This window comes from Pseudomonas sp. 05N433, from assembly GCF_056396925.1.
This window is the reverse complement of sequence record NZ_JBFTML010000033.1, coordinates 30,243-51,236: the sequence shown is the minus strand read 5'-3', so window position 1 is coordinate 51,236 and position 20,994 is coordinate 30,243. Positions and strand designations below refer to the sequence as shown.

Annotated in this window: 15 protein-coding genes; 12 read left to right on the top strand and 3 right to left on the bottom strand. The window is 60.2% G+C overall.

The window, feature by feature from the left end:
* The first annotated feature begins 313 nt into the window (after positions 1–313).
* From AC1DIS_RS18305 to AC1DIS_RS18280, 6 genes are all read left to right on the top strand, one after another.
* Positions 314–796 (top strand): sigma-70 family RNA polymerase sigma factor, encoded by a 483-nt coding sequence (locus AC1DIS_RS18305; protein ID WP_019579945.1) that lies wholly within the window; start codon positions 314–316, stop codon positions 794–796.
* Positions 797–927: 131 nt separating this feature from the next.
* A complete protein-coding gene (locus tag AC1DIS_RS18300) occupies positions 928–2,259 on the top strand; it encodes a lysine N(6)-hydroxylase/L-ornithine N(5)-oxygenase family protein (RefSeq protein WP_477743758.1) in 1,332 nt (443 codons plus the stop codon).
* A 440-nt stretch (positions 2,260–2,699) separates the two neighbouring features.
* Entirely contained in the window at positions 2,700–5,417 is a 2,718-nt protein-coding gene (gene mgtA / locus AC1DIS_RS18295) for a magnesium-translocating P-type ATPase (RefSeq protein ID WP_477781010.1), read from the top strand.
* A 173-nt stretch (positions 5,418–5,590) separates the two neighbouring features.
* A complete protein-coding gene (locus AC1DIS_RS18290; RefSeq protein ID WP_477743756.1) occupies positions 5,591–5,968 on the top strand; it encodes a response regulator in 378 nt (125 codons plus the stop codon).
* A 142-nt stretch (positions 5,969–6,110) separates the two neighbouring features.
* Positions 6,111–6,731 (top strand): response regulator transcription factor, encoded by a 621-nt coding sequence (locus tag AC1DIS_RS18285; protein ID WP_064619022.1) that lies wholly within the window; start codon positions 6,111–6,113, stop codon positions 6,729–6,731.
* A complete protein-coding gene (locus AC1DIS_RS18280) occupies positions 6,732–9,974 on the top strand; it encodes a transporter substrate-binding domain-containing protein (protein WP_477743755.1) in 3,243 nt (1,080 codons plus the stop codon).
* 3 nt (positions 9,975–9,977) lie between these two features.
* Here the strand turns inward: AC1DIS_RS18280 and dkgB are convergent, their stop codons facing one another.
* Positions 9,978–10,781, bottom strand: a complete 804-nt coding sequence (gene dkgB, locus AC1DIS_RS18275) for a 2,5-didehydrogluconate reductase DkgB (RefSeq protein ID WP_064619017.1) — start codon at positions 10,779–10,781, stop codon at positions 9,978–9,980.
* 243 nt (positions 10,782–11,024) lie between these two features.
* On the opposite strand from dkgB, the gene AC1DIS_RS18270 reads away from it, so the two are divergent.
* The 3 genes from AC1DIS_RS18270 (at position 11,025) to AC1DIS_RS18260 (ending at position 14,082) form a co-directional block, all read left to right on the top strand.
* The gene (locus AC1DIS_RS18270) at positions 11,025–11,891 is read left to right on the top strand and encodes a pirin family protein (RefSeq protein WP_018925360.1); all 867 of its coding nucleotides are present in this window, start codon (positions 11,025–11,027) and stop codon (positions 11,889–11,891) included.
* Between the two features lie 136 nt (positions 11,892–12,027).
* Complete coding sequence (locus AC1DIS_RS18265) at positions 12,028–13,476, top strand: mechanosensitive ion channel domain-containing protein (RefSeq protein WP_477743754.1); 1,449 nt, start codon at positions 12,028–12,030, stop codon at positions 13,474–13,476.
* A 165-nt stretch (positions 13,477–13,641) separates the two neighbouring features.
* Complete coding sequence (locus AC1DIS_RS18260; RefSeq protein WP_018925362.1) at positions 13,642–14,082, top strand: carboxymuconolactone decarboxylase family protein; 441 nt, start codon at positions 13,642–13,644, stop codon at positions 14,080–14,082.
* A 9-nt stretch (positions 14,083–14,091) separates the two neighbouring features.
* Here the strand turns inward: AC1DIS_RS18260 and AC1DIS_RS18255 are convergent, their stop codons facing one another.
* Both AC1DIS_RS18255 and AC1DIS_RS18250 read right to left on the bottom strand, forming a co-directional pair.
* On the bottom strand, positions 14,092–15,684 hold the full coding sequence (locus AC1DIS_RS18255; protein ID WP_258612415.1) for a DHA2 family efflux MFS transporter permease subunit: 1,593 nt from the start codon (positions 15,682–15,684) through the stop codon (positions 14,092–14,094).
* A complete protein-coding gene (locus tag AC1DIS_RS18250; protein ID WP_477781009.1) occupies positions 15,681–16,808 on the bottom strand; it encodes an HlyD family secretion protein in 1,128 nt (375 codons plus the stop codon). The genes AC1DIS_RS18255 and AC1DIS_RS18250 overlap by 4 nt, the downstream gene beginning before the upstream one ends.
* A 171-nt stretch (positions 16,809–16,979) precedes the next feature.
* On the opposite strand from AC1DIS_RS18250, the gene AC1DIS_RS18245 reads away from it, so the two are divergent.
* From AC1DIS_RS18245 to AC1DIS_RS18235, 3 genes are all read left to right on the top strand, one after another.
* Positions 16,980–17,480, top strand: a complete 501-nt coding sequence (locus AC1DIS_RS18245) for a sigma-70 family RNA polymerase sigma factor (protein ID WP_111454130.1) — start codon at positions 16,980–16,982, stop codon at positions 17,478–17,480.
* Positions 17,477–18,451 (top strand): FecR family protein, encoded by a 975-nt coding sequence (locus AC1DIS_RS18240; RefSeq protein WP_477781008.1) that lies wholly within the window; start codon positions 17,477–17,479, stop codon positions 18,449–18,451. Before AC1DIS_RS18245 ends, AC1DIS_RS18240 begins: the two co-directional genes overlap by 4 nt.
* Before the next feature lie 97 nt (positions 18,452–18,548).
* Positions 18,549–20,972 (top strand): TonB-dependent siderophore receptor, encoded by a 2,424-nt coding sequence (locus AC1DIS_RS18235; RefSeq protein ID WP_477781007.1) that lies wholly within the window; start codon positions 18,549–18,551, stop codon positions 20,970–20,972.
* Positions 20,973–20,994 lie beyond the last annotated feature (22 nt).

Here is a 20,994-nt window from a genome sequence, read left to right as displayed (position 1 = left end):
TTCGGCCCGTCATTCAACTTGCGCGCAAAACCTGGCGACAGCTGAACGCTGTCGGAGGACCGACAGCCACGGGGAGCTGTCCTGTAGACGAGGGAAGGGGCGGGGAATTTAAGCGTTGAGGCTTTGAGTGACAGACAAAGTCAAAGGTATAGGACAGCACTATTTAGCAGGCAAATAGAAACAGCGCTTTAAATCTATATGAGAATTACTATAAATTACACACTCGAAATCGCCATCATCGTGCCACTGCCTACTTGGGCGGTGGCAGATCTGGCTCAAGGATAGAAACCGCACCCCCATGCGGCCGGGAGTCATGTTGGAAAACTACTATCGCGAGCTGGTGTGTTTCCTGAACGCCAAGCTAGGCAACCGCCAGGTGGCCGAAGATGTGGTGCATGACGCGTATCTGCGGGTACTGGAGCGTTCCAGCGACACGCCGATCGAACAACCCCGGGCGTTCCTTTATCGCACCGCGCTCAACCTGGTGATCGACGACCACCGACGCAATGCCTTGCGTCAGGTCGAGTCCCTGGACGTGCTCGACAGCGAAGAGCGCTACTTCATCCCTTCGCCTCACAACAGCCTCGATCACGGTCAGCGCCTGGACATGCTCCAGCGCGCACTGGCGGAGTTGCCACGGCTGTGTCGCGAGAGCTTTCTGCTGCGAAAGATCGAAGGCCTGTCACACCCGCAAATCGCCGAGCACCTGGGGATTTCCAAGGCGCTGGTGGAAAAACACATCGTCAATGCCATGAAGCATTGCCGGGTGCGTATGCGCCAGTGGGACGTCGCTTAAATCAGTCCTCGTTAAATTTTTTTTCATGGTCCTCGTTCCTATTCAACAGACGATCTGCTGCCGCCAAAGGCCGGTCAGGTCACCCAGGCTTTATCCCCGCAGCTGCGGGGTTTATCCAGAGGACACTGGAAATGACACAGGCAATTGCATCGCCCATCGTTCACGACCTGATCGGCGTTGGTTTCGGCCCTTCGAACCTGGCCCTGGCCATCGCCCTGCAAGAGCGCGGGCCGAGCCAGGGCGAGCTGGATGTGCTGTTTCTCGACAAGCAGGCGGACTACCGCTGGCACGGCAACACCCTGGTCACCCAGAGCGAACTGCAGATTTCTTTTCTCAAGGACCTGGTGACGCTGCGCAACCCGACCAGCCCGTATTCCTTCGTCAACTACCTCAAGCACCATGGTCGTCTGGTGGACTTCATCAACCTCGGCACCTTCTATCCGTGCCGCATGGAGTACAACGACTACCTGCGCTGGGTCGCCGGGCAATTCACCGGGCAGAGTCGCTACGGCGAGGAAGTGCTGACCATCGAGCCGGTGCTGCATAACCATCAGGTCGAGGCGTTGCGAGTGATCTCGCGTGATACCCAGGGTTTGCAGCATGTGCGTACCACCCGTTCGGTGGTGGTCAGCGCCGGCGGTACACCGCGCATTCCCGAAGCGTTCAAGGCACTGAAGGATGACGGTCGGGTGTTCCACCATTCCCAGTATCTGGAGCGCATGGCCAGGCAACCGTGCGTGAACAACCAACCGATGAACATCGCGATCATCGGCGGCGGGCAGAGCGCGGCGGAGGCCTTCATCGACCTCAACGACAGCTTCCCGTCGGTGCAGGTGGACATGATCCTGCGCGGCTCGGCCTTGAAACCGGCCGATGACAGCCCCTTCGTCAACGAAGTGTTCTCGCCGGAGTTCACCGACCTGGTGTTCCAGCAGGCCAGCAGTGAACGCGAGCGTCTGGTCAACGAGTACCACAACACCAACTATTCGGTGGTGGACATCGACCTGATCGAACGCATCTACGGGATCTTCTACCGGCAGAAAGTCTCGGGCGTTGCGCGCCATGCGTTCCGCACCCTGACTACCGTCGAAAAAGCCACCGCGACCGAGCGCGGTATCGAGCTGGCGATGCGCAACAACGCCACTGGCGAAGTCACGGTTCACCGCTACGACGCCGTGGTGCTGGCCACCGGTTACGAGCGGCAGATGCACCGCAAACTGTTGGCGCCGCTGGAACAATACCTGGGCGATTTCGAAGTCGATCGCAATTACAGGCTGATCACCGACGAGCGTTGCAAGGCCGGCATCTACATGCAGGGTTTCTGCCAGGCCAGCCACGGCTTGAGCGACACCTTGCTGTCGATCCTGCCGATCCGCGCCGATGAAATTGCCGGCTCGTTGTATGACCATGGCAAATCCCGTGGCCGATCGGTGAGGGACGTGTTGTTGGCGACTGCCAGCTGAGATTTTGTGGCGAGGGGGCTTGTCGGAACGCCGCACCGCCCCCTCGCCACAGGTTTGCGATCAACCTGAACCCTTCCTGAAGAACCCCGAGATTCCCCCTGCAACACCCCTGCGCAGCGTTTACTCTCTAGATATCGCGGCGTAAGCTTCACGCGTTTTCATCAATTAGCGGAGACCCACAGTGGGTACTTGTTCGAGTGACAGTTGTCGGCCGGTCTCGGTAACCGGCATTTTCCCGGCAAGATAACGCGCAGCCTTTTTGTGCCGTTGTCTCGCCGTAAAGCGAGCAGCGGCATCCCGATCGTGGCCGGTTTTGGCCCGACTCCCGACGTCCTCTCATCGACGCTGAACAGCGTGTGATGTTCGACCCCGTGTCGTCATCGCAGCGCCTCGACACGCCTGCTCGACGGTTTCCCGGCTGACCCTGGGGGGGCACTGCCATGAACCTGACCTGGCTGAAAGAATTCTTCGCCGGATTCCTGCGAAACCGTCACATCGCCCGGCACTTCCGTCGACTGGCGCTGCTGGAAAGCTTCACCGACACCACGGTCAGCCGTGAAGTCCCGCCGACGCTCGCGCAAACCCTGGTCGCCGCTGCCAACAGCGACACCGGCCAATTGCTGGATAACCTCGGCAGCCACACCGACGGCCTGAGTGAAGCCGAAGCCGATGCCCTGCGCGAGCAATATGGCCTCAATGAAGTCGAGCACGAGCAACCGCTGCCGTGGTGGACGCACCTGTGGCACTGCTACAAAAACCCGTTCAACCTGCTGCTGACCTTGCTGGCGGTGATCTCCTGGCTGACCGAAGACATGAAAGCCGCCATCGTGATTTTCTCGATGGTGGTGCTCTCGACCTTGCTGCGTTTCTGGCAGGAAACCAAATCCAACCAGGCCGCCGACGCGCTCAAGGCGATGGTCAGCAACACCGCCACGGTGATGCGTCGGGAGGTGGCGAACAACGGTGCGCAACGCCTCGAATTGCCGATCAAGCAACTGGTGCCGGGTGACCTGATCGTGCTCTCGGCCGGTGACATGATTCCTGCCGATTGCCGAGTGCTCAACGCCAAGGACCTGTTCGTCAGCCAGGCCGCGATGACCGGTGAATCGATGCCGGTGGAAAAATTCCCACGTCAGCAGGACAACCACACCCACAACCCGCTGGACCTCGACAACATCCTGTTCATGGGCACCAACGTGGTGTCCGGCACGGCCATGGCGCTGATTCTCACCACTGGCAACAACACCTATTTCGGCGCGCTGGCGCAGCGGGTCGGTGCCACCGATCGTGCGCCGACTTCGTTTCAGACCGGAGTCAACAAGGTCAGCTGGTTGCTGATCCGCTTCATGTTCGTCATGGCGCYGCTGGTGTTGTTCATCAACGGTTTCACCAAGGGTGACTGGACCGAAGCGTTGCTGTTCGCGCTGTCGATCGCCGTGGGCCTGACCCCGGAAATGCTGCCGATGATTGTCACCTCGACCCTGGCAAAAGGCGCGGTGTTCCTGTCGCGCAAAAAAGTCATCGTCAAACGCCTCGATGCGATCCAGAACTTCGGCGCCATGGACGTGCTCTGCACCGACAAGACCGGCACCCTGACCCAGGACAAAATCTTCCTCGCGCGCAACGTCGATGTCTGGGGCAACGATTCCGATGACGTGCTGGAAATGGCCTACCTCAACAGCTACTACCAGACCGGCCTGAAAAACCTGCTGGACGTGGCCGTGCTGGAACACGTGGAGATCCACCGTGAACTGAAAGTCGGCACGGCGTTTCGCAAGGTCGACGAGATTCCGTTCGACTTCACCCGTCGGCGCATGTCGGTGGTGGTGGCCGAGCGTGATCAGCCGCATCTGCTGATCTGCAAAGGCGCGGTGGAGGAAGTGCTGGCGGTGTGCACCCGGGTGCGCCATGGCGATGCCGACGAGGCGCTGAGCGATGAATTGCTGGCGCGGATTCGCCAAGTCACCGCCACCTTCAATGCCGAAGGCCTGCGGGTGGTGGCGGTGGCGGCGCGRCCAATGATCGAGGGGCGCGACACTTACAGCCTGGCCGATGAACAGGCGCTGACGCTGATCGGTTATGTGGCTTTCCTCGATCCACCGAAGGAAAGCACCGCGCCGGCGCTCAAGGCCCTGGCCGCGCACGGTGTGGCGGTGAAAGTGCTGACTGGCGACAACGAACTGGTGACCGCGAAAATCTGCCGTGAAGTCGGGCTGGAACAGCAAGGCCTGCTGATGGGCAACGACATCGAGCGCATGAGCGACGCCGAGCTGGCGGTGGCGGTCGAGACCACCAACGTCTTCGCCAAACTCACGCCGTCGCACAAGGAACGCATCGTCCGCCTGCTCAAGGGCAACGGTCACGTGGTCGGTTTCATGGGCGACGGCATCAACGATGCGCCAGCCCTGCGCACTGCTGACATCGGCATTTCGGTGGACAGCGCGGTGGACATCGCCAAGGAAGCGGCGGACATCATTCTTCTGGAAAAAAGCCTGATGGTGCTGGAGGAGGGCGTGCTGGAAGGGCGGCGGACCTTCGCCAACATGCTCAAGTACATCAAAATGACCGCCAGCTCGAACTTCGGAAACGTGTTCTCGGTGCTGGTGGCCAGTGCGTTCATTCCGTTCCTGCCCATGCTGCCGATGCACCTGCTGGTGCAGAACCTGCTCTATGACATTTCGCAGATCGCCATCCCGTTCGATAACGTCGATGAAGACATGCTGAAACAGCCCCAACGCTGGCAGCCAGCGGACGTCGGACGCTTCATGCTGTTTTTCGGCCCGATCAGTTCGATCTTCGACATCAGCACCTTTGCCTTGATGTGGTACGTGTTCGATGCCAACACCCCGGACCACCAGACCCTGTTCCAGTCCGGCTGGTTCGTGGTCGGGCTGCTGACCCAGACGCTGATCGTGCACATGATCCGCACGCCGAAGGTCCCGTTCCTGCAAAGCCGCGCCGCCACCCCGCTGCTGGTGATGACGGGCATTATCATGGCCGTGGGGATTTTCCTGCCGATGGGGCCGCTGGCGCATTACTTCAAACTGCAGGCGCTGCCGTCGCTGTATTTTGTGTTCCTGCCGGTGATTCTGCTGGCGTACATGGCACTGACCCAGGCGGTGAAAGGCTTCTACATTCGGCGGTTTGGCTGGCAGTAAGGCTGCCAAAAGTAGGAGCTGTCGCAAGCTGCGTCAGCTCCTACGAAGGCCGCGATCTTTTGATCTTTAAGTCGGACAGAACCCTCGATTTTTAGGAAAGGTCCTACAGAACGCTTCTCGGGTCTTCCGTAGCCTTGCCGCCTCACTCATCAGCCATCGACCTGAGGCCCGCGATGATCAACAAAGCCTTGCGCATCCTGATCGCCGACCAACAGCATTTTCACCGGATGAAAACCGAGCGGTTGTTCAACCAGCTCGGTTATTACCGAGTGGCGCCGGTGCAAAGTCTTGCCGACATGCTGAATCTGGTCGAGTACGGATGCGAGCCGTTCGACCTGGTGATCATCAATGCCTCTCTGGTGGCAGGGGCATTGGATCTGTCCGGGTTCTTGCGCGATAACCGCCAGGTTCACCACGCCTTGATCTACGAAGACCACGCGGCGCTGCCGGATTTAGCCGCCATTCGACGGCTGATGGAGCTCATCGATCCGCCTGCGTGTGAAGCTGCATCGCCACTGGATCAGGAGCGGAGTCGACAACGGATGGGTTGAGTCCAGGGTTACCGTTCGTCGGTACTATCATTTCTGATAGGTACATTTCTCCTGCTTTCCGTGCAAAAGTCATTGCGCAGCCGCTGCGTCTATCCCGGCGGTTACCGGCGGGCAATCGTTGAGTTTTTGCAAAGGAATTGCCATGAAGAAAGCGCTGATTGTGGACGATCATCCGGTGGTACGTGCCGCAGTCACACTTGTACTCGAGCGGGAAGGCTTCAAACTCATTTTTGAGGCGTCCAGTGTTGGCGAGGCCTTATCGATACTTCGTGAGCATGCAGTCGATCTGGTGATACTGGATCTGGTTATGCCCGGTGGCGATGGGCTGGAGCTGCTGGACCGGATCAGGGCCAATGGTTGGCTATGTCTGGTACTGGTTTTCACTTCCCTGGATCCGCTTTTTTTTCAAGAGCGTTGCATGCGCGCCCGGGCCATGGCTTATGTCGCCAAGACCCGCTCCTTGCAACAATTGCAAAAAGCCGTGCACGCCGTCATGGCCGGTTACACCTTTTTCGCGCGGTTGCCTGCGGGATCGCAGGACCCCCGGCAACGCAGCGAAAAAGAGATGATCGATAAACTTTCCAACCGCGAACTGACAATCCTGCGGTATTTGGCCCAGGGTATGAGTAACAAGGCCATCGCCGAGCTTACGCACCTGAGTCACAAAACCGTCAGCACCTACAAGACCCGCTTGATCGAAAAACTGGGCGTGAACGCTGCGGTACACCTGCGCGATTTCGCCAAGCGCAATCATCTGATCTGAATGAACCCGACCGTGCGCATCTTCCTGTGGGTGTTGATCCTATGTCTTGCATCGCAGGCCCTGGTCGCGGTAGCCGACGAGCCTAAGTCATTGCGCCTGCTGGGGCGCTCCACGGTGGATGGCTATGCCGTCCAGCTGGGCATGGATGACCGCAATTGGGTGGTCAGCAAACGGGTGTTGCGCGTCGGAGTAACGGGGCCGGACTACCCGCCCTTCGAATTGACGCGCAATCACGATGAGCTGGAGGGCATTACCGCCGATTACGTCGAGCTGCTTGCGCAACTGCTGCACGTCAACGTCGAGGTGCTGCGCTACGGCACACGCGAGTCGGCGATGGAGGCACTCAAACGCAAAGACCTGGATCTGCTGGGAACCTCCAACAGCTTCGAGGCCGCCGATCCCGAACTGAATCGAACCAGCGCCTATGCCGAAGATCAGCCGATGCTGGTCACCAGACTGGACGAGCGCATGCCCGAGGATCTGGCGGGTAAACGCATCGCCATGGTCGCCGACTATCTGCCGGAGCAGACCGTCAAAGCCTTCTATCCCAAGGCTGATCTGCAACGTTACCCATCGGCGCTCGATGCACTCGGAGCCGTGGCATACAGGCAGGCTGATGTGTATCTCGGGGACCTTATCAGTGCCAATTACCTGATCAACAACAACTACCACAATAACGTTCAGTTGATGGGGCCATCCGGCCTTGACGCCAACCCGTTCGGTTTCGCATTGGTGCGGGACAATACGCGCCTGAAAAACATCGTCGACCAGGCACTGGCGGCGATCCCGATGGAGCAACGCTCTGCCATCGAGCAACGATGGAGTGCCGGCCGCGCCAATCGACTGGGTCTGCAGCGGGTGAGTCTGAGCGCCAGTGAACAGCACTGGCGGGATCAGCATCCGACGGTGAGGGTCGGAGTGGTCGGGGACTTTGCGCCTTTGACTTTCTATGACGCCGAAAGGCGATTCAGCGGGTTGACCGCGCAATTGTTGACGCTGATCAGCCAGCGTAGCGGTTTGAACTTTGACGTGCAGCGGGGCCAATCCCTGGACGAGCAGATCCAGCGACTCAAGGCTGGCGAGATCGACATATTGCCGGCGCTCATCCCCACGACTGAAGGTGTGGCCGGGCTGCGTTTTACCAGCCCTTACGTCACCAATCCATACACGCTGGTCAGTGCAGTCACCCCCGGCAGCCCGAGAACGCTGGACGATCTGGCCGGCAAACGCCTGGCGATTTATCACAGTCATCCCATGCGCGCATTCATTCTTGCCAGGGCACCGCAGGTGCGGATGCTGGATGTGCAAAGCCCGGCCCAAGGCCTGGAAATGGTCATGAAGGGGGAAGCCGATGCCGCGCTCAGTTCGTTGTTCATGACCCGCTACCTGATTGCCCGGTATTACAGCGGGCGTCTGCGCATCAGCAGTACCGTGGGCGATGAACCGGCACGCATCGCTCTGGCGACCGGAAGTGATGCGCTGGAGCTGCACTCGATTCTGAACAAGGCATTGCTGAGCATCTCGCCCCAGGAGATGGACGATCTGGTGGCCCGCTGGAGCAATGACGTGGTGGTGGATGACAGCTATTGGTTGCGTCATCGCCAAGGCATTGTTCAAGCGTTTGCCGTGGCGGGAGCCTTGCTGTTGCTCGCCTTGGGCTGGATCGCCTGGCAGCGTCGGCAGATCCGCCAGCGCCAGCAATGGTTGCGGCAATTGCAGGACGCCAAGGCTGAGGCGGAGGATGCCAATGGCGCCAAAACCACTTTTCTGGCGACCATGAGTCACGAGCTACGCACACCGTTGTACGCCCTGATCGGCATGCTCGAACTGGCCTTGAAGCGTGCGGACGAGGGCGTCACCGACCGTAGCGCCATTGAGGTGGCGTCCAGTGCCGCACAACAATTGCTGGCGCTGATCGGCGACATCCTGGATATCGCGCGTATCGAGTCAGGGCATTTATCCCTGACCCCTGAGCGCGCCAATCTGCGGGGGCTGGTGGAGTCGGTGTGTCGGGTTTTCGAAGGCTTGGCACGGCAGAAAGCGCTGGCGTGGCGAATCGATCTGGACGAACACAGTGACTGTGATGTGTTGATCGATCCCACACGCTTCAAACAGGTGCTGTCCAATCTGCTGAGCAACGCCATCAAGTTCACCCATGAGGGTGAAGTGAGCCTGACGCTGCGAGTGGCGGCCGTCATGTCAGGACATCTGGCGGTCAGCGTGCAGATTGAAGACACCGGCATAGGCATCAGCACCGTCGACCGACAACGGTTGTTCAGCCCGTTCATCCAGGCCGATAACGGCCGACAGTCAGCCCGAAGCGGCTCTGGCCTGGGGTTAGTGATCAGCCGCACGCTGTGCGAAATGATGGGCGGGCGGTTGCAACTCGACAGCGTCCTTGGACAAGGCTCGCAGGTCGACATCAATCTTGAGCTGATCGCATTGCCGTCGTTGCCTTCCATTGAGGCCGTGGAGAGCGGATTGCAGGCGCCAACGCGGCCACTGACGATTCTGGTGGTTGACGATCACCCGCCTAATCGACTGTTGCTTTCACGGCAACTGAGCCACCTTGGGCATCATGTTCTGGAGGCCGAAGAGGGCGCACGGGCGCTTAAGCTGTGGCGTAAACATGAGTTCGATCTGGTGGTTACCGACTGCAATATGCCCAGGCTCAGCGGTTATGAACTGGCGGGTGCAATCCGCGATGAAGAGTGTGCCAAGGGATTGCCAGCTACATTGATTCTGGGCTGTACCGCCAATGCGCAGCCCGAGGAGAAGGCCCGATGCCTGGAGGCGGGCATGGACGACTGCCTGTTCAAACCGATCCTGCTGGCGGATCTGAACACTTGGTTGGCCTCCAGGTTTTTGAACCAGACGCCAGAACTTGTCGCAGAGCCCTCAACGCCGGAGATTGACCTCAGTGGCCTGGAGCAATACGTCGGTGCGGACCGCACGTTGATTGATCGTCTGGTGCGCGAACTGACGGTGACCAACCGGGTGGATCGGGATGATCTGCTCCAGGCGCACGCCAATGGCAATCACTGTGTGCTGCGCGACCTGGCGCACCGCATCAAGGGCGGTGCGCGCATGGTCCGGGCACAGCGCTTGGTTGAGCATTGCGAGCAACTGGAGCGTGTCATCGATGTGGGGGATTCAGTGCTGCTCGACGAAGCCGTCGATCAATTGCAGCGCACGATGTCATCGCTGGATGAACGCTTGAGCCTAGATTTAAGTCAGGGCTGAAACTCAATCCCACCGCGGCGCAATGCCGTTGGGGCTGGTCAGTCGCTGGCCGCGATCCAGGCCCGCGATCAGCGCCATGTCGGCGTCGCTCAGGGTCAGCGTGCAGGCGTGCAAATTGCTTTGCAGGTTGGTGCGTTTGGTGGAAGAGGGGATCACCGCGTACCCCAGTTGCATGGCCCAGGCCAGGGTGACTTGGGCCGGTGTCGCCTGCAGGCGATCGGCGATCTGCTGGATGAGCGGATCTTTCAGCACTTCGCCATAGGCCAGGGTCATATAAGAGGTGATCTGGATGCCCTGGCTTTGCGCAAATTCGACGACCTTGCGGTTTTGCAGGTACGGGTGCAGTTCGATCTGGTTGGTGGCGATGTTCTCGGCGCCGACCGCAGCAATGGCTTGCTTCATCAGGTCGACCGTGAAGTTGGACACGCCGATCCGACGGGTCAGGCCCAGTCGTTTGGCCTCGAGCAGCGCCCCCATGAACTCTTCGACCGGCACCTGATCTTCCGGTGACGGCCAGTGGATCAGGGTCAGGTCCAGATAGTCGGTTTGCAGCTTATCCAGGCTTTCTTTGAGGCTGTCGATCAACCGGTCTTTGGCAAAGTTGGCGACCCAGATTTTGCTGGTGATGAACAACTCTTCACGGGCAATGCCGCTGGCGGCGATGGCCTGGCCGACTTCGGCTTCGTTTTCGTAGATTTGCGCGGTGTCGATGACCCGGTAGCCCAGTTCAAGACCGGTGCTCACCGAATCGATGACCACTTGGCCTTGCAGGCGAAACGTACCAAGACCGAATGCGGGAATAGACATCAAAGACTCCAGGGGTTGCAGTGGGAATGGGCGGGAGTATCCCCGGCTGCACCCTTGAGAAAAACCGCTGGTTTGGCAAAGCACTGTTTACCGCAAGTCATGAATGGGTTGTTGGAAGATCAAAAAATCTTCCTCCATCGTTCTCCAGATAGAACGATGAGGCTGATTTTTGCAGTCTAGTGCGCCAAAGGTCATGGTTTTAAGCTTTATCCATCGCGTCACACAACAGATTCAGAGGCCAAGATGAAAAACATCATCGGTATCTACACCAGTCCACGACCTCATTGGGTCGGCGACGGTTTTCCGGTTCGCACGCTGTTTTCCTACGACAACCTGGGCAAACACATCAGCCCGTTCCTGCTGCTGGATCACGCAGGTCCCGCCGAATTCACTCCGACCACCGAGCGTCGTGGCGTGGGTCAGCATCCGCACCGCGGGTTCGAAACCGTGACGATCGTCTACAAGGGCGAGCTGGAACACCGTGACTCCACCGGCAGCGGCGGCAAGATCGGCCCCGGCGATGTGCAATGGATGACCGCAGCCTCGGGGATCATTCATGAGGAGTTTCACTCCGAAGGTTTCGCCAAAACCGGCGGCACCCTGGAAATGGTGCAGCTGTGGGTCAACTTGCCGGCCAGGGACAAGATGGCCGAGCCCGGTTACCAGACGATTCTCGACGGCGACATTGCGCGTATCCCGCTGAAAAACAATGCCGGCAGCCTGCGCTTGATCGCCGGTGAGTTCGACGGCCACAAAGGCCCGGCGCGGACCTTCACGCCGATCGACGTGTGGGATGTGCGCTTGAACGCCGGCAAGTTGCTGACCCTGGATCTGCATGAAGGACGCAACACCGCACTGGTGGTGCTGCGCGGTACGGTTCAGGTCAATGGTCAGGAACTGGTGCGTGACGGGCAGTTGGCGTTGTTCGAACGCAACGGTGATCAGCTCAGCCTCGAAGCCGACAACGATGCAGTCGTGCTGCTGCTCAGCGGCGAGCCGATCGACGAGCCCATCGTCGGCCACGGCCCGTTTGTAATGAACACCGAGCAGGAAATTCATCAGGCCTTCAGCGACTTCCAGTCGGGCCGGTTCGGCCGGATGAGCGGTTGAATACGACGCAGTAGTGGGTTGCTCTGCAACCTGGTATCTCCCACATTGGTTTTGTGGTGTTTTGCAGATCGCAGGCTTCGCCAGCTCCTACAATCTGTGAGATCTTCACGCCATTGGCCATTGTTGGAGTTGCTTGATGCTGTCACTGCTCACCAATCACCCGTTGCTTAGCGCGCTGATCCTGATCCTGATCGATCTGGTGTTGTGGCGTTTGATCACGGCCAGTAGCAGCAACTGGAAACTGGCCGCGCGGGTGGTGATTTTCGCGTTGTTCAGCGTGCTGCTGTTCAACGAAGGCTTGAACCCCATGGCGCCGGCGCCCTGGGCCGACAATGTGCCGTTGCACCTGGCGGCAACCGGTTTGCAGATTGGCTGGTGGCTATACGCAGCGCGCACCCTGACAGTATTGCTCGGCGCGGTGATGATGCAACGGGTCGGGCACACCGGGCGCTTGTTGCAGGACCTGCTCGGCGCGGTGATTTTCCTGATCGCGGTCATTGCTGCCCTGGCGTACGTGCTCGAATTGCCGGTCAAGGGCGTGCTGGCGACATCCGGCGCGTTGGCGATCGTCGTCGGCCTGGCCTTGCAAAGTACCCTCAGCGACGTGTTTTCCGGGATCGTCCTGAACACCACCAAACCCTATCAACTGGGTGACTGGATCTCCATCGATGGCACCGAAGGTCGGGTCACCGACATCGATTGGCGCGCCACACGCCTACAAACCTCCCAAGGCAGCATGGCGGTGATCCCCAACTCCCTGGCGGCCAAGGCCAAGATCATCAATTTCAGCCGGCCCAGCGATATTTTCGGCGTCTCGATCAGTTTGCAAGTGAGCCCCCACGCGCGTCCGCAAACGGTGATCGATGCCTTGGAGCGGGCTATGCAAGGGTGCCGCTTTCTGTTGGACAAACCGGCACCGTGCGTGGCGTTGAAAAGCTCCGGCAGCACCGGCGTGGAGTATGAAATCAGCGGCTTCGTGGTCTCCATGGATCAGAAACGCATGGTGCGCAATCTGCTGTTCGACCTGGCGTTCCGGCACTTGCAGGCATCCGGCGTCATCCTGTTGTCGAACGTCGAGCCCAACGCTCCTGCGGCCTTGTCACGGCAACGGGCGTTGCTGGACGGCTCGAACATCTTCTCGACCCTGCGTCAGGAAGAGAAAGAAACCTTCAGCCAGAACATGAAGCTGCAAACCTTCCGCGCCGGAGAAATGATTCTGCCGGCGGGGGAGGTCAGCGATCATCTGTTCATCATTGAATCCGGCGTCGTGTCGGTGGAGCTGAGCCGCGGCGGGGTCAAGATCGAAAGCGGGCGCATGGGGCCGGGAGAGGTGATCGGCGAGGGCGGGATTTTGTCCGATATGGCGATGCCGGCGGATTTTAAAGCCAAGACGACCTGCAGCTTGTACCGGATCGAAAGGGAATACCTCCAACCGTGCCTGGATGCGCGGCATGACATCGGTGAAGCGATGAAGACGTTGCTGGATTTCCGCTTGAACAAGGCTCAGGCGCTGATTCAGGAAACACCCAAGGTGGTGGAGAAAAAAGGGTTTTTGCAGTGGTTGCGCAATCGTAGTCACCAATAGGTTGGTTGCCTGTTCCGGCGCCTTCGCGAGCAGGCGTCGGCGTCGGCACTGTCACTGAAATTCTTCTGGTCTATTGGCATCCTCAACTTCCCAATAATTGGCTATTTGTTCAACCTCAGGTCCGCATTAACGTAGCGCCAACACCCATTGTGATTGGAGCTCGCCATGCAAACCCGTATCGATTTCTACACTGCCTCCCCAGACGCCTTCAAAGCCATGATGGCCCTGGAAACCGCTGTCTCGAAACTGCCCCTGGAAAAGTCGCTGATCGAACTGGTCAAGCTGCGCGCCTCGCAGATCAACGGCTGCGCCTTCTGCATCGACATGCACACTGCCGATGCCATGAAGGACGGGGAAACGCCACGCCGGCTGTTCGCCGTGACCGCCTGGCGCGAGGCACCGTTTTTCACCAATCGCGAGCGCGCCGCACTGGCCTGGACCGAGTCCATGACCCAAGTGAGCCTGACCCACGCGCCGGACGAAGACTATGCGCTGCTCAGCGCCGAGTTCAGCCCCAAGGAAATGGTCGACCTGACGGTGGCGATTTCCACCATCAACAGCTGGAACCGCCTGGCTGTGGGTTTCCGCAAGATGCCTCAGGAGTAACAATCAGGCTCAATGAGCATCGGCACTCGGCGCGGCTGGTGGTTGTACCTTGCGCATCAGGGGCACCATCGCCGTGGCGAGAATGAAGCAGACCATGATCATCAGGAACGCGTCGCCGTAGGTTTGCGTCTGCGCTTCGCGATACGTCAGCAGCCACAGCTGACGCAGGCTGGCGGTGACGCCGATGTCACCGCTCTGGCCGAGGGCGGCGAAGTTATGGCCGACCTGGGACAGCCACTGATTGAGTGCTTCGTTGGTGCTGTTGAGGTTCTCCGCCAACCGGGTGAAGTGCAGGTTGGTGCGGTCATTGAGGATGGTCGCGCACGCGGCGATCCCCATCGCGCCGCCAAGGTTACGCATCAGGTTAAATAACCCCGAAGCATGTTTGAGCCGCGACGGTGCCAACCCGCCAAGGGTCAGGGTCACCGCCGGCGGCACCGCCAGTTGTTGCGCGATCCCGCGCAAGGCTTGCGGCAGTATCAATTCCCTGGCGCCCCAGTCGTGGGTGATCGGGCTGAAGTCCCACATCGACAGGGCGAACAGCCCAAGGCCGGTCATCATGATCCAGCGCAGGTCGATGCGATTGGCCAGAAAGGCGTACAGCGGAATCGCCATAATCTGGAACACCCCGGTGGAAAACACTGCCAGGCCAATGTCCAGCGCGCTGTAGCCGCGTACCCGGCCGAGAAACAGCGGCGTCAGGTAAATCGTCGCGAACAGGCCGATCCCGGTGACGAACGAAAAGAAACAACCGAGGGCGAAGTTGCGGTCTTTCAAGGCGCGCAGATCGACGATCGGGTTGGCCACGTACAAGGTTCGACCGATGAAGGCCAATCCGGCCAGGCCGCTGATCCACGCAGTGGTCAGAATCGTGCTGTCGCTGAACCAGTTCCAGCGCGGGCCTTCTTCGAGGGTGTATTCCAGGCAACCGAGAAACACCGCCATGAACAGCATGCTCAGGTAGTCGGCGCCTTTGAGCAGCGACAATTCCGGCTGGTCGATTTTCACCAGCATCGGCACTGCCACCGCGACGAAAATCCCCGGCACCAGGTTGATGTAGAACAGCCAGTGCCAGGACGAAATGTCAGTGATCCAGCCACCGATGACCGGCCCCAGCGTCGGCGCCAGCGAGGCCACTGCGCCGATGGTTGCGGCGGCGATCACCCGTTGCTTGCCGGTGAAGAAAAAGAAGGCGGTGGTGAACACCAGCGGAATCATCGAGCCACCGAGAAACCCTTGCAGGGCGCGGAAGGCGATCATGCTCTGGATGTTCCAGGCCACACCGCAGAGCAGGCTGGCCAGGGTGAAGCCAATCGCCGAGGCGCAGAACAGCCAACGGGTCGAGAACACCCGGGACAACCAGCCCGACAGCGGAATCACGATGATTTCGGCGATCAGGTAACTGGTCTGCACCCAGGCGGTTTCGTCGGTGCCCGCCGAGAGCCCGCCGCCGATGTCACGCAGCGACGCCGAGACGATCTGGATATCCAGCAGCGCAATGAACATGCCGATGCACATCGTGGCGAAGGCGAACACCTTGGTCGCCGTCGCCATGTTGGCTGCGTTGAACGGTTGCGCGGGGGCGGCGAGGGCGCGGCTCATGGCGCGCTGGCCACGGTTGGGGTTTGCGCTTCAGGCTCGGCGCGGGTGTCCACTTCGGCAGTCACCGACAGGCCTGGACGCAGATGACCGAGTACGCCATCCGCCGGGTCGAGCAGGATCCGCACCGGCACCCGCTGGACGATTTTGGTGAAGTTACCGGTGGCGTTTTCCGGTGGCAGCACGCTGAACTGCGAACCGCTGGCCGRCGCGAGGCTGTCCAGATGCCCGTGGAACTCACGCCCCTTGAGCACGTCGGCATGCACGATCACACGTTGTCCCGGCGTCATCCGCGCTAGCTGATCTTCTTTAAAATTGGCATCGACCCACAACCCGCTGGCCGGCACCAACGACAACAGTTGCGAACCGGCCTGGGCATAAGCGCCGACCCGCGCCCGACGATTGCCGATCACGCCATCGACGGGGGCTTTCAACTCGGTGTAGCCGACGTTCAACTGCGCCAGATCACGCTCGGCCCGCGCCTGTATCAACGCCGCGCGGGCTTGTTGTTTCTGGGTTTCGATCACGTTCAACTGGCGTTGCGCGGCGAGCAATTCGGCCTGGGCCCGGGCACTCTGCGCCTGGGCCGTCTTGAAGGTAGCGTCGGCCCGTTGCGCGCTTTCCACCGAGACGGCATTGCTGCCCACCAGGCGTTTGTAGCGGGCATTGTCGTCCCGCGAGCGCGCGGTTTCGGCGCCTGCGGCATCGATACCGGCGCGGGCCTGGCCGATCACCGCGTGTTGCAGTTGTTCGGTGGCGTCGAGGTTGGCGAGCAATGCTTCTTCAGCGGCCACCGCGCCTTCAGCCTTGGCCAGGTTGGCGCGGTAGTCACGGGCGTCGATCCGGATCAGCACATCGCCGGCCTTGACCTTCTGGTTGTCGGTCACCAACACTTCTTCGATATAGCCGGCGACTTTCGGGCCGATCACCGTGACGTCGCCACCAATGTAGGCATCGTCGGTTTCTTCGATGAAGCGCCCGGCAGTCCACCAATGGTTCGCGTACAGCCCGATGAACACCAGGGCTGCGATGGCTGCCGTCAGCAGCACCAGCCGTTTCAGCAGGGGAGGCTTGGGTGGGTTCACTGCGACAGCAAGGTCGGGTTCAAGGCTGGGCATGCTGGTCATGGAGAAATACCTGTGGGAAACGAGGCGTTATTATGAGTGTAATATGACGCATGTAATATTTTGTGGCAACGGGTTTTGGCTACCGGTCGTCTGGTACTCCCAAGTGGAATCCATTGCCTCCGGTTAATAGGAAGCATTACTATTCGCACCTCATCCCTACAGCACGCCGCAATGACCCCCAAGCTGCCCCGCAGACCTGGCTTTTTCGAGCATTACGAAGAGTTGATCGGCACCTGGACCCGTCGTCTGAGAAATCGTCAGCAGGCCGAGGACCTGGCCCATGACACCTTCGTGCGGGTGCTCGAGTCCGATTCGGCGGCGGTGCAGCAACCTCGGGCGTATTTGCACCAGACCGCGCGCAACATAGCGGTGGACGGTTATCGGCGTGAGGATCGGCGGGGCGCCATGGAGTCGGAGGCGATCGATCACAGTGTGTCGTCGTCCGGCGACCCGGAGCATTTCATGCACGCGATCCAGTTGGCGGATTCCATCGAGCGGGCGCTCTCCGAGTTGCCGCTCAACTGCCGCAAGGTGTTCGTCTGGCAGAAGATCGAAGGCCTGACCCAGGCCGAAATCGCCGAGCGCCTGGGGCTGTCCAGGAACATGGTGGAAAAGTATATGATCCGCACCCTGCGGCATCTGCGTGATCGTCTGGACGGGGCACAGCCATGATGGATACTCGTGATTGTGCGTGCGGGCAAACAACGGTTCGCGACGACGCGGCGCGGTGGTTTGTGCGTTTGCAGGAACCTGCCGCCAGCGCCGAAGAGCAGCGCCGCTTCGAGAGCTGGCTGGACGAACACCCTCAGCATCGCAACGAATATCAGATACTCCAGAACCTGTGGGTGGCGGCCGATCGATTGCCGGCCAAGCGTCTGCACGCCTTGTGTGAAACCCCGGCGGTGCRCAGTAAACGTCGTCCGCTGGTGCGTTACGCGGTGGCCGCCAGCGTGTTGGCGGTGGCGCTCGGCCTGGGGCTGTTCAGCGGCTTGAACCCTCCGGCGACCTACACGGCTGAATATTCCACGGCCCTTGGCGAGCGTCGTCATGTGGCGTTGCCGGACGGTTCGGTGATTGATCTGAACAGCCGCAGCCGGGTGCAGGTGCGCTATGAAAAGGACCGTCGCGGCATCGAGTTGACGCAAGGCGAGGCGATGTTCAGCGTCGAGCACGACAGCAGTCGACCGTTCGTGGTCGAGGCGGGCAGCGGCAGGGTCACGGTCACCGGCACCCGGTTCGATGTGCGCCGCGACAGCGCCGAAACCCGGGTCGCGGTGGAGCAGGGCACGGTCAGGGTTCAAGGGGGTGGCGATGATTTCGTCAGCCTCACCGCCGGCTTCGGCACTCGCATCAATGCCCAGGGCAAGGTGGCCACCGCCTATATGGTCAACCCTGCGGAACTGACCGCATGGCGCAGCGGCAAACTGGTGTTCAACAACGCCAGCCTCAGCGAAGTGGCCGAAGAAGTGTCGCGTTATCGGGAGAAACCGCTGACAGTCGGCAGCGCCAACGTGGGCAACCTGCGCCTGACCAGCGTGTTCAAATCCGACAACACCGATGCGCTGCTCAAGGCCTTGCCGAGCATTCTGCGGGTGGCCATCCGCACCCTCGATGACGGCAGCCAGGAAATAATCTCCCGATAGATTCAGGTTTTTTTCGAGTTCTTCGTCTTCTTGTCCAACTGCAACTGGTTTGCATTAACAGACGCGCACTCTTGCGATCCACAGGACAACGTTCGACGTGAAGAAAACCACCGCTAAAAATAACAAATCATCCTGGCTGCCCCTCGCGCTCGCCCTGTCGGTCAGCTCGGCGCTGCCTCAGGCATTCGCCGCCGACGCCATTCATATTCAGGCTCAGCCACTGGGCCAGGCCTTGAGTCAGCTGGGCCAGCAAACCTCGTTGCAGGTTTTTTTCAGCCCGGAACTGGTGGCTGGCAAACAGGCACCGGCAGTCGATGGCAACCTCTCGCCGGAACAGGCCTTGCGCCAATTGCTGCAAGGCAGCGGTCTGCAATACCAGATCGATGAGGGTTCGGTCACGCTGATGCCGGCACCGACTTCCGCCTCAAATGGCCCGCTGGAACTGGGCGTGACCGACATCAAGGTGGTGGGTGACTGGCTCGGTGACGCCGATGCCGCCGTGGTGCAAAACCATCCCGGCGCGCGCACGGTTATTCGCCGTGAAGCGATGGTCGAGCAGGGCGCCATGAATGTCGGCGACGTATTGCGGCGTGTTCCCGGCGTGCAAGTGCAGGACGCCAACGGCACTGGCGGCAGCGACATCTCCCTGAACGTCGGTGTGCGCGGCCTGACTTCGCGCCTGTCGCCACGCTCCACCGTACTGATCGACGGTGTGCCGGCTGCCTTCGCCCCTTACGGCCAGCCACAGCTGTCGATGGYGCCGATTTCCTCCGGCAACCTCGACAGCATCGACGTGGTGCGCGGCGCCGGTTCCGTGCGTTACGGGCCGCAGAACGTCGGTGGCGTGATCAACTTCGTCACCCGCGCGATCCCGGAGAAAGCCACCGGTGAAATCGGCACCACCCTGGAAACCACCCAGCGCGGTGGCTGGAAACACATCGACACCGCGTTTCTCGGCGGCACCGCCGAAAACGGCATGGGCGTGGCGCTGTTGTATTCCGGGGTGAACGGCAACGGTTATCGCAAAAGCAACAACGGCAATGACATCGACGACGTGATCCTCAAGACTCACTGGGCGCCCACCGATCAGGACGATTTCAGCCTCAATTTCCATTACTACGACGCCAGCGCCGACATGCCCGGTGGCCTGACGCAGAAGCAGTACGACGCCGATCCGTTCCAGTCCGACCGCGACCACGACAATTTCAGCGGCCGCCGCAAGGACGTGTCGTTCAAATGGGCGCGGCAGATCGACGACCGGACCCAAGCCGAAGTGCTGACCTACTATTCCGACAGCTTCCGTGGCAGCACCATCGCCGCGCGTGACCAGAAAACCCTCAACTCCTACCCGCGCACGTACTACACCTTCGGCATCGAACCGCGGGTGTCCCATGTGTTCGACCTGGGCCCGACCACGCAGGAAGCCAGCGTCGGTTATCGCTACCTGAAAGAAGGCATGCACGAAGAGTCGAGCCGTCTGGCGCTGGTGAACAATCAGCCGGTGGTCAGCAAAACGTCCGATGGCCATGTGTTCCAGGACCGCACCGGTGGCACCGAGGCCCACGCCGTTTACATCGATGACAAGATCGACGTCGGCAACTGGACCGTGACCCCCGGCATCCGTTTTGAAAGCATCAGCACCGAATGGCACGACAGGCCGGTGCTCGACACCGCCGGCAAACCGGTGCAGGAAAAACGCCGCAGCATCGACAGCAACGAGCCGCTGCCGGCCCTGAGCGTGATGTATCACCTGTCCGAGGCCTGGAAGCTGTTCGCCAACTACGAAACCTCGTTCGGCAGCCTGCAATATTTCCAGCTCGGCCAGGGTGGCTCGGGTGACAACACCGCCAATGGCTTGAGCCCGGAAAAAGCCAAGACCTACGAGCTCGGTACGCGCTACAACGATGACGTGTGGGGCGGGGAAGTGACGCTGTTCTACATCGACTTCGATGACGAACTGCAATACATCAGCAACGACGTGGGCTGGACCAACCTCGGCGCGACCAAGCACCAGGGCCTTGAAGCGTCGGTGCATTACGACCTGTCGGCGCTCAACCCGATGCTCGATGGCCTGACCGCCAACGCCGGTTTCACCTACACCCGCGCCACGTATGAAGGCGAGATCCCGGGCTTCAAGGGCCGTGATCTGCCGTTCTACTCGCGTCAGGTGGCCACCGCCGGGCTGCGTTACGACATCAACCGCTGGACCTACAACCTCGATGCCTTTGCCCAGTCCAGGCAGCGTTCACCGGGGACCGGAGTGAATGCCGATGGCAGCTTCAGCGGCAACTACATCACCGAAGGTTCCGCAGACGGGCAGTACGGTGACATTCCGGGTTACGTGACCTGGAACGTGCGCGGTGGTTATGACTTCGGTTCGCAGTTGTCGAACCTGAAAGTCGGCGCCGGGGTGAAAAACATCTTCGACAAGCAGTATTTCACCCGTTCCAGCGACAACAACTCGGGGATGTACGTCGGCGCGCCACGCACGTTCTTTGTGCAGGCCAGCGTCGGATTCTGATGAGTGACTGGTCGGCAATTCC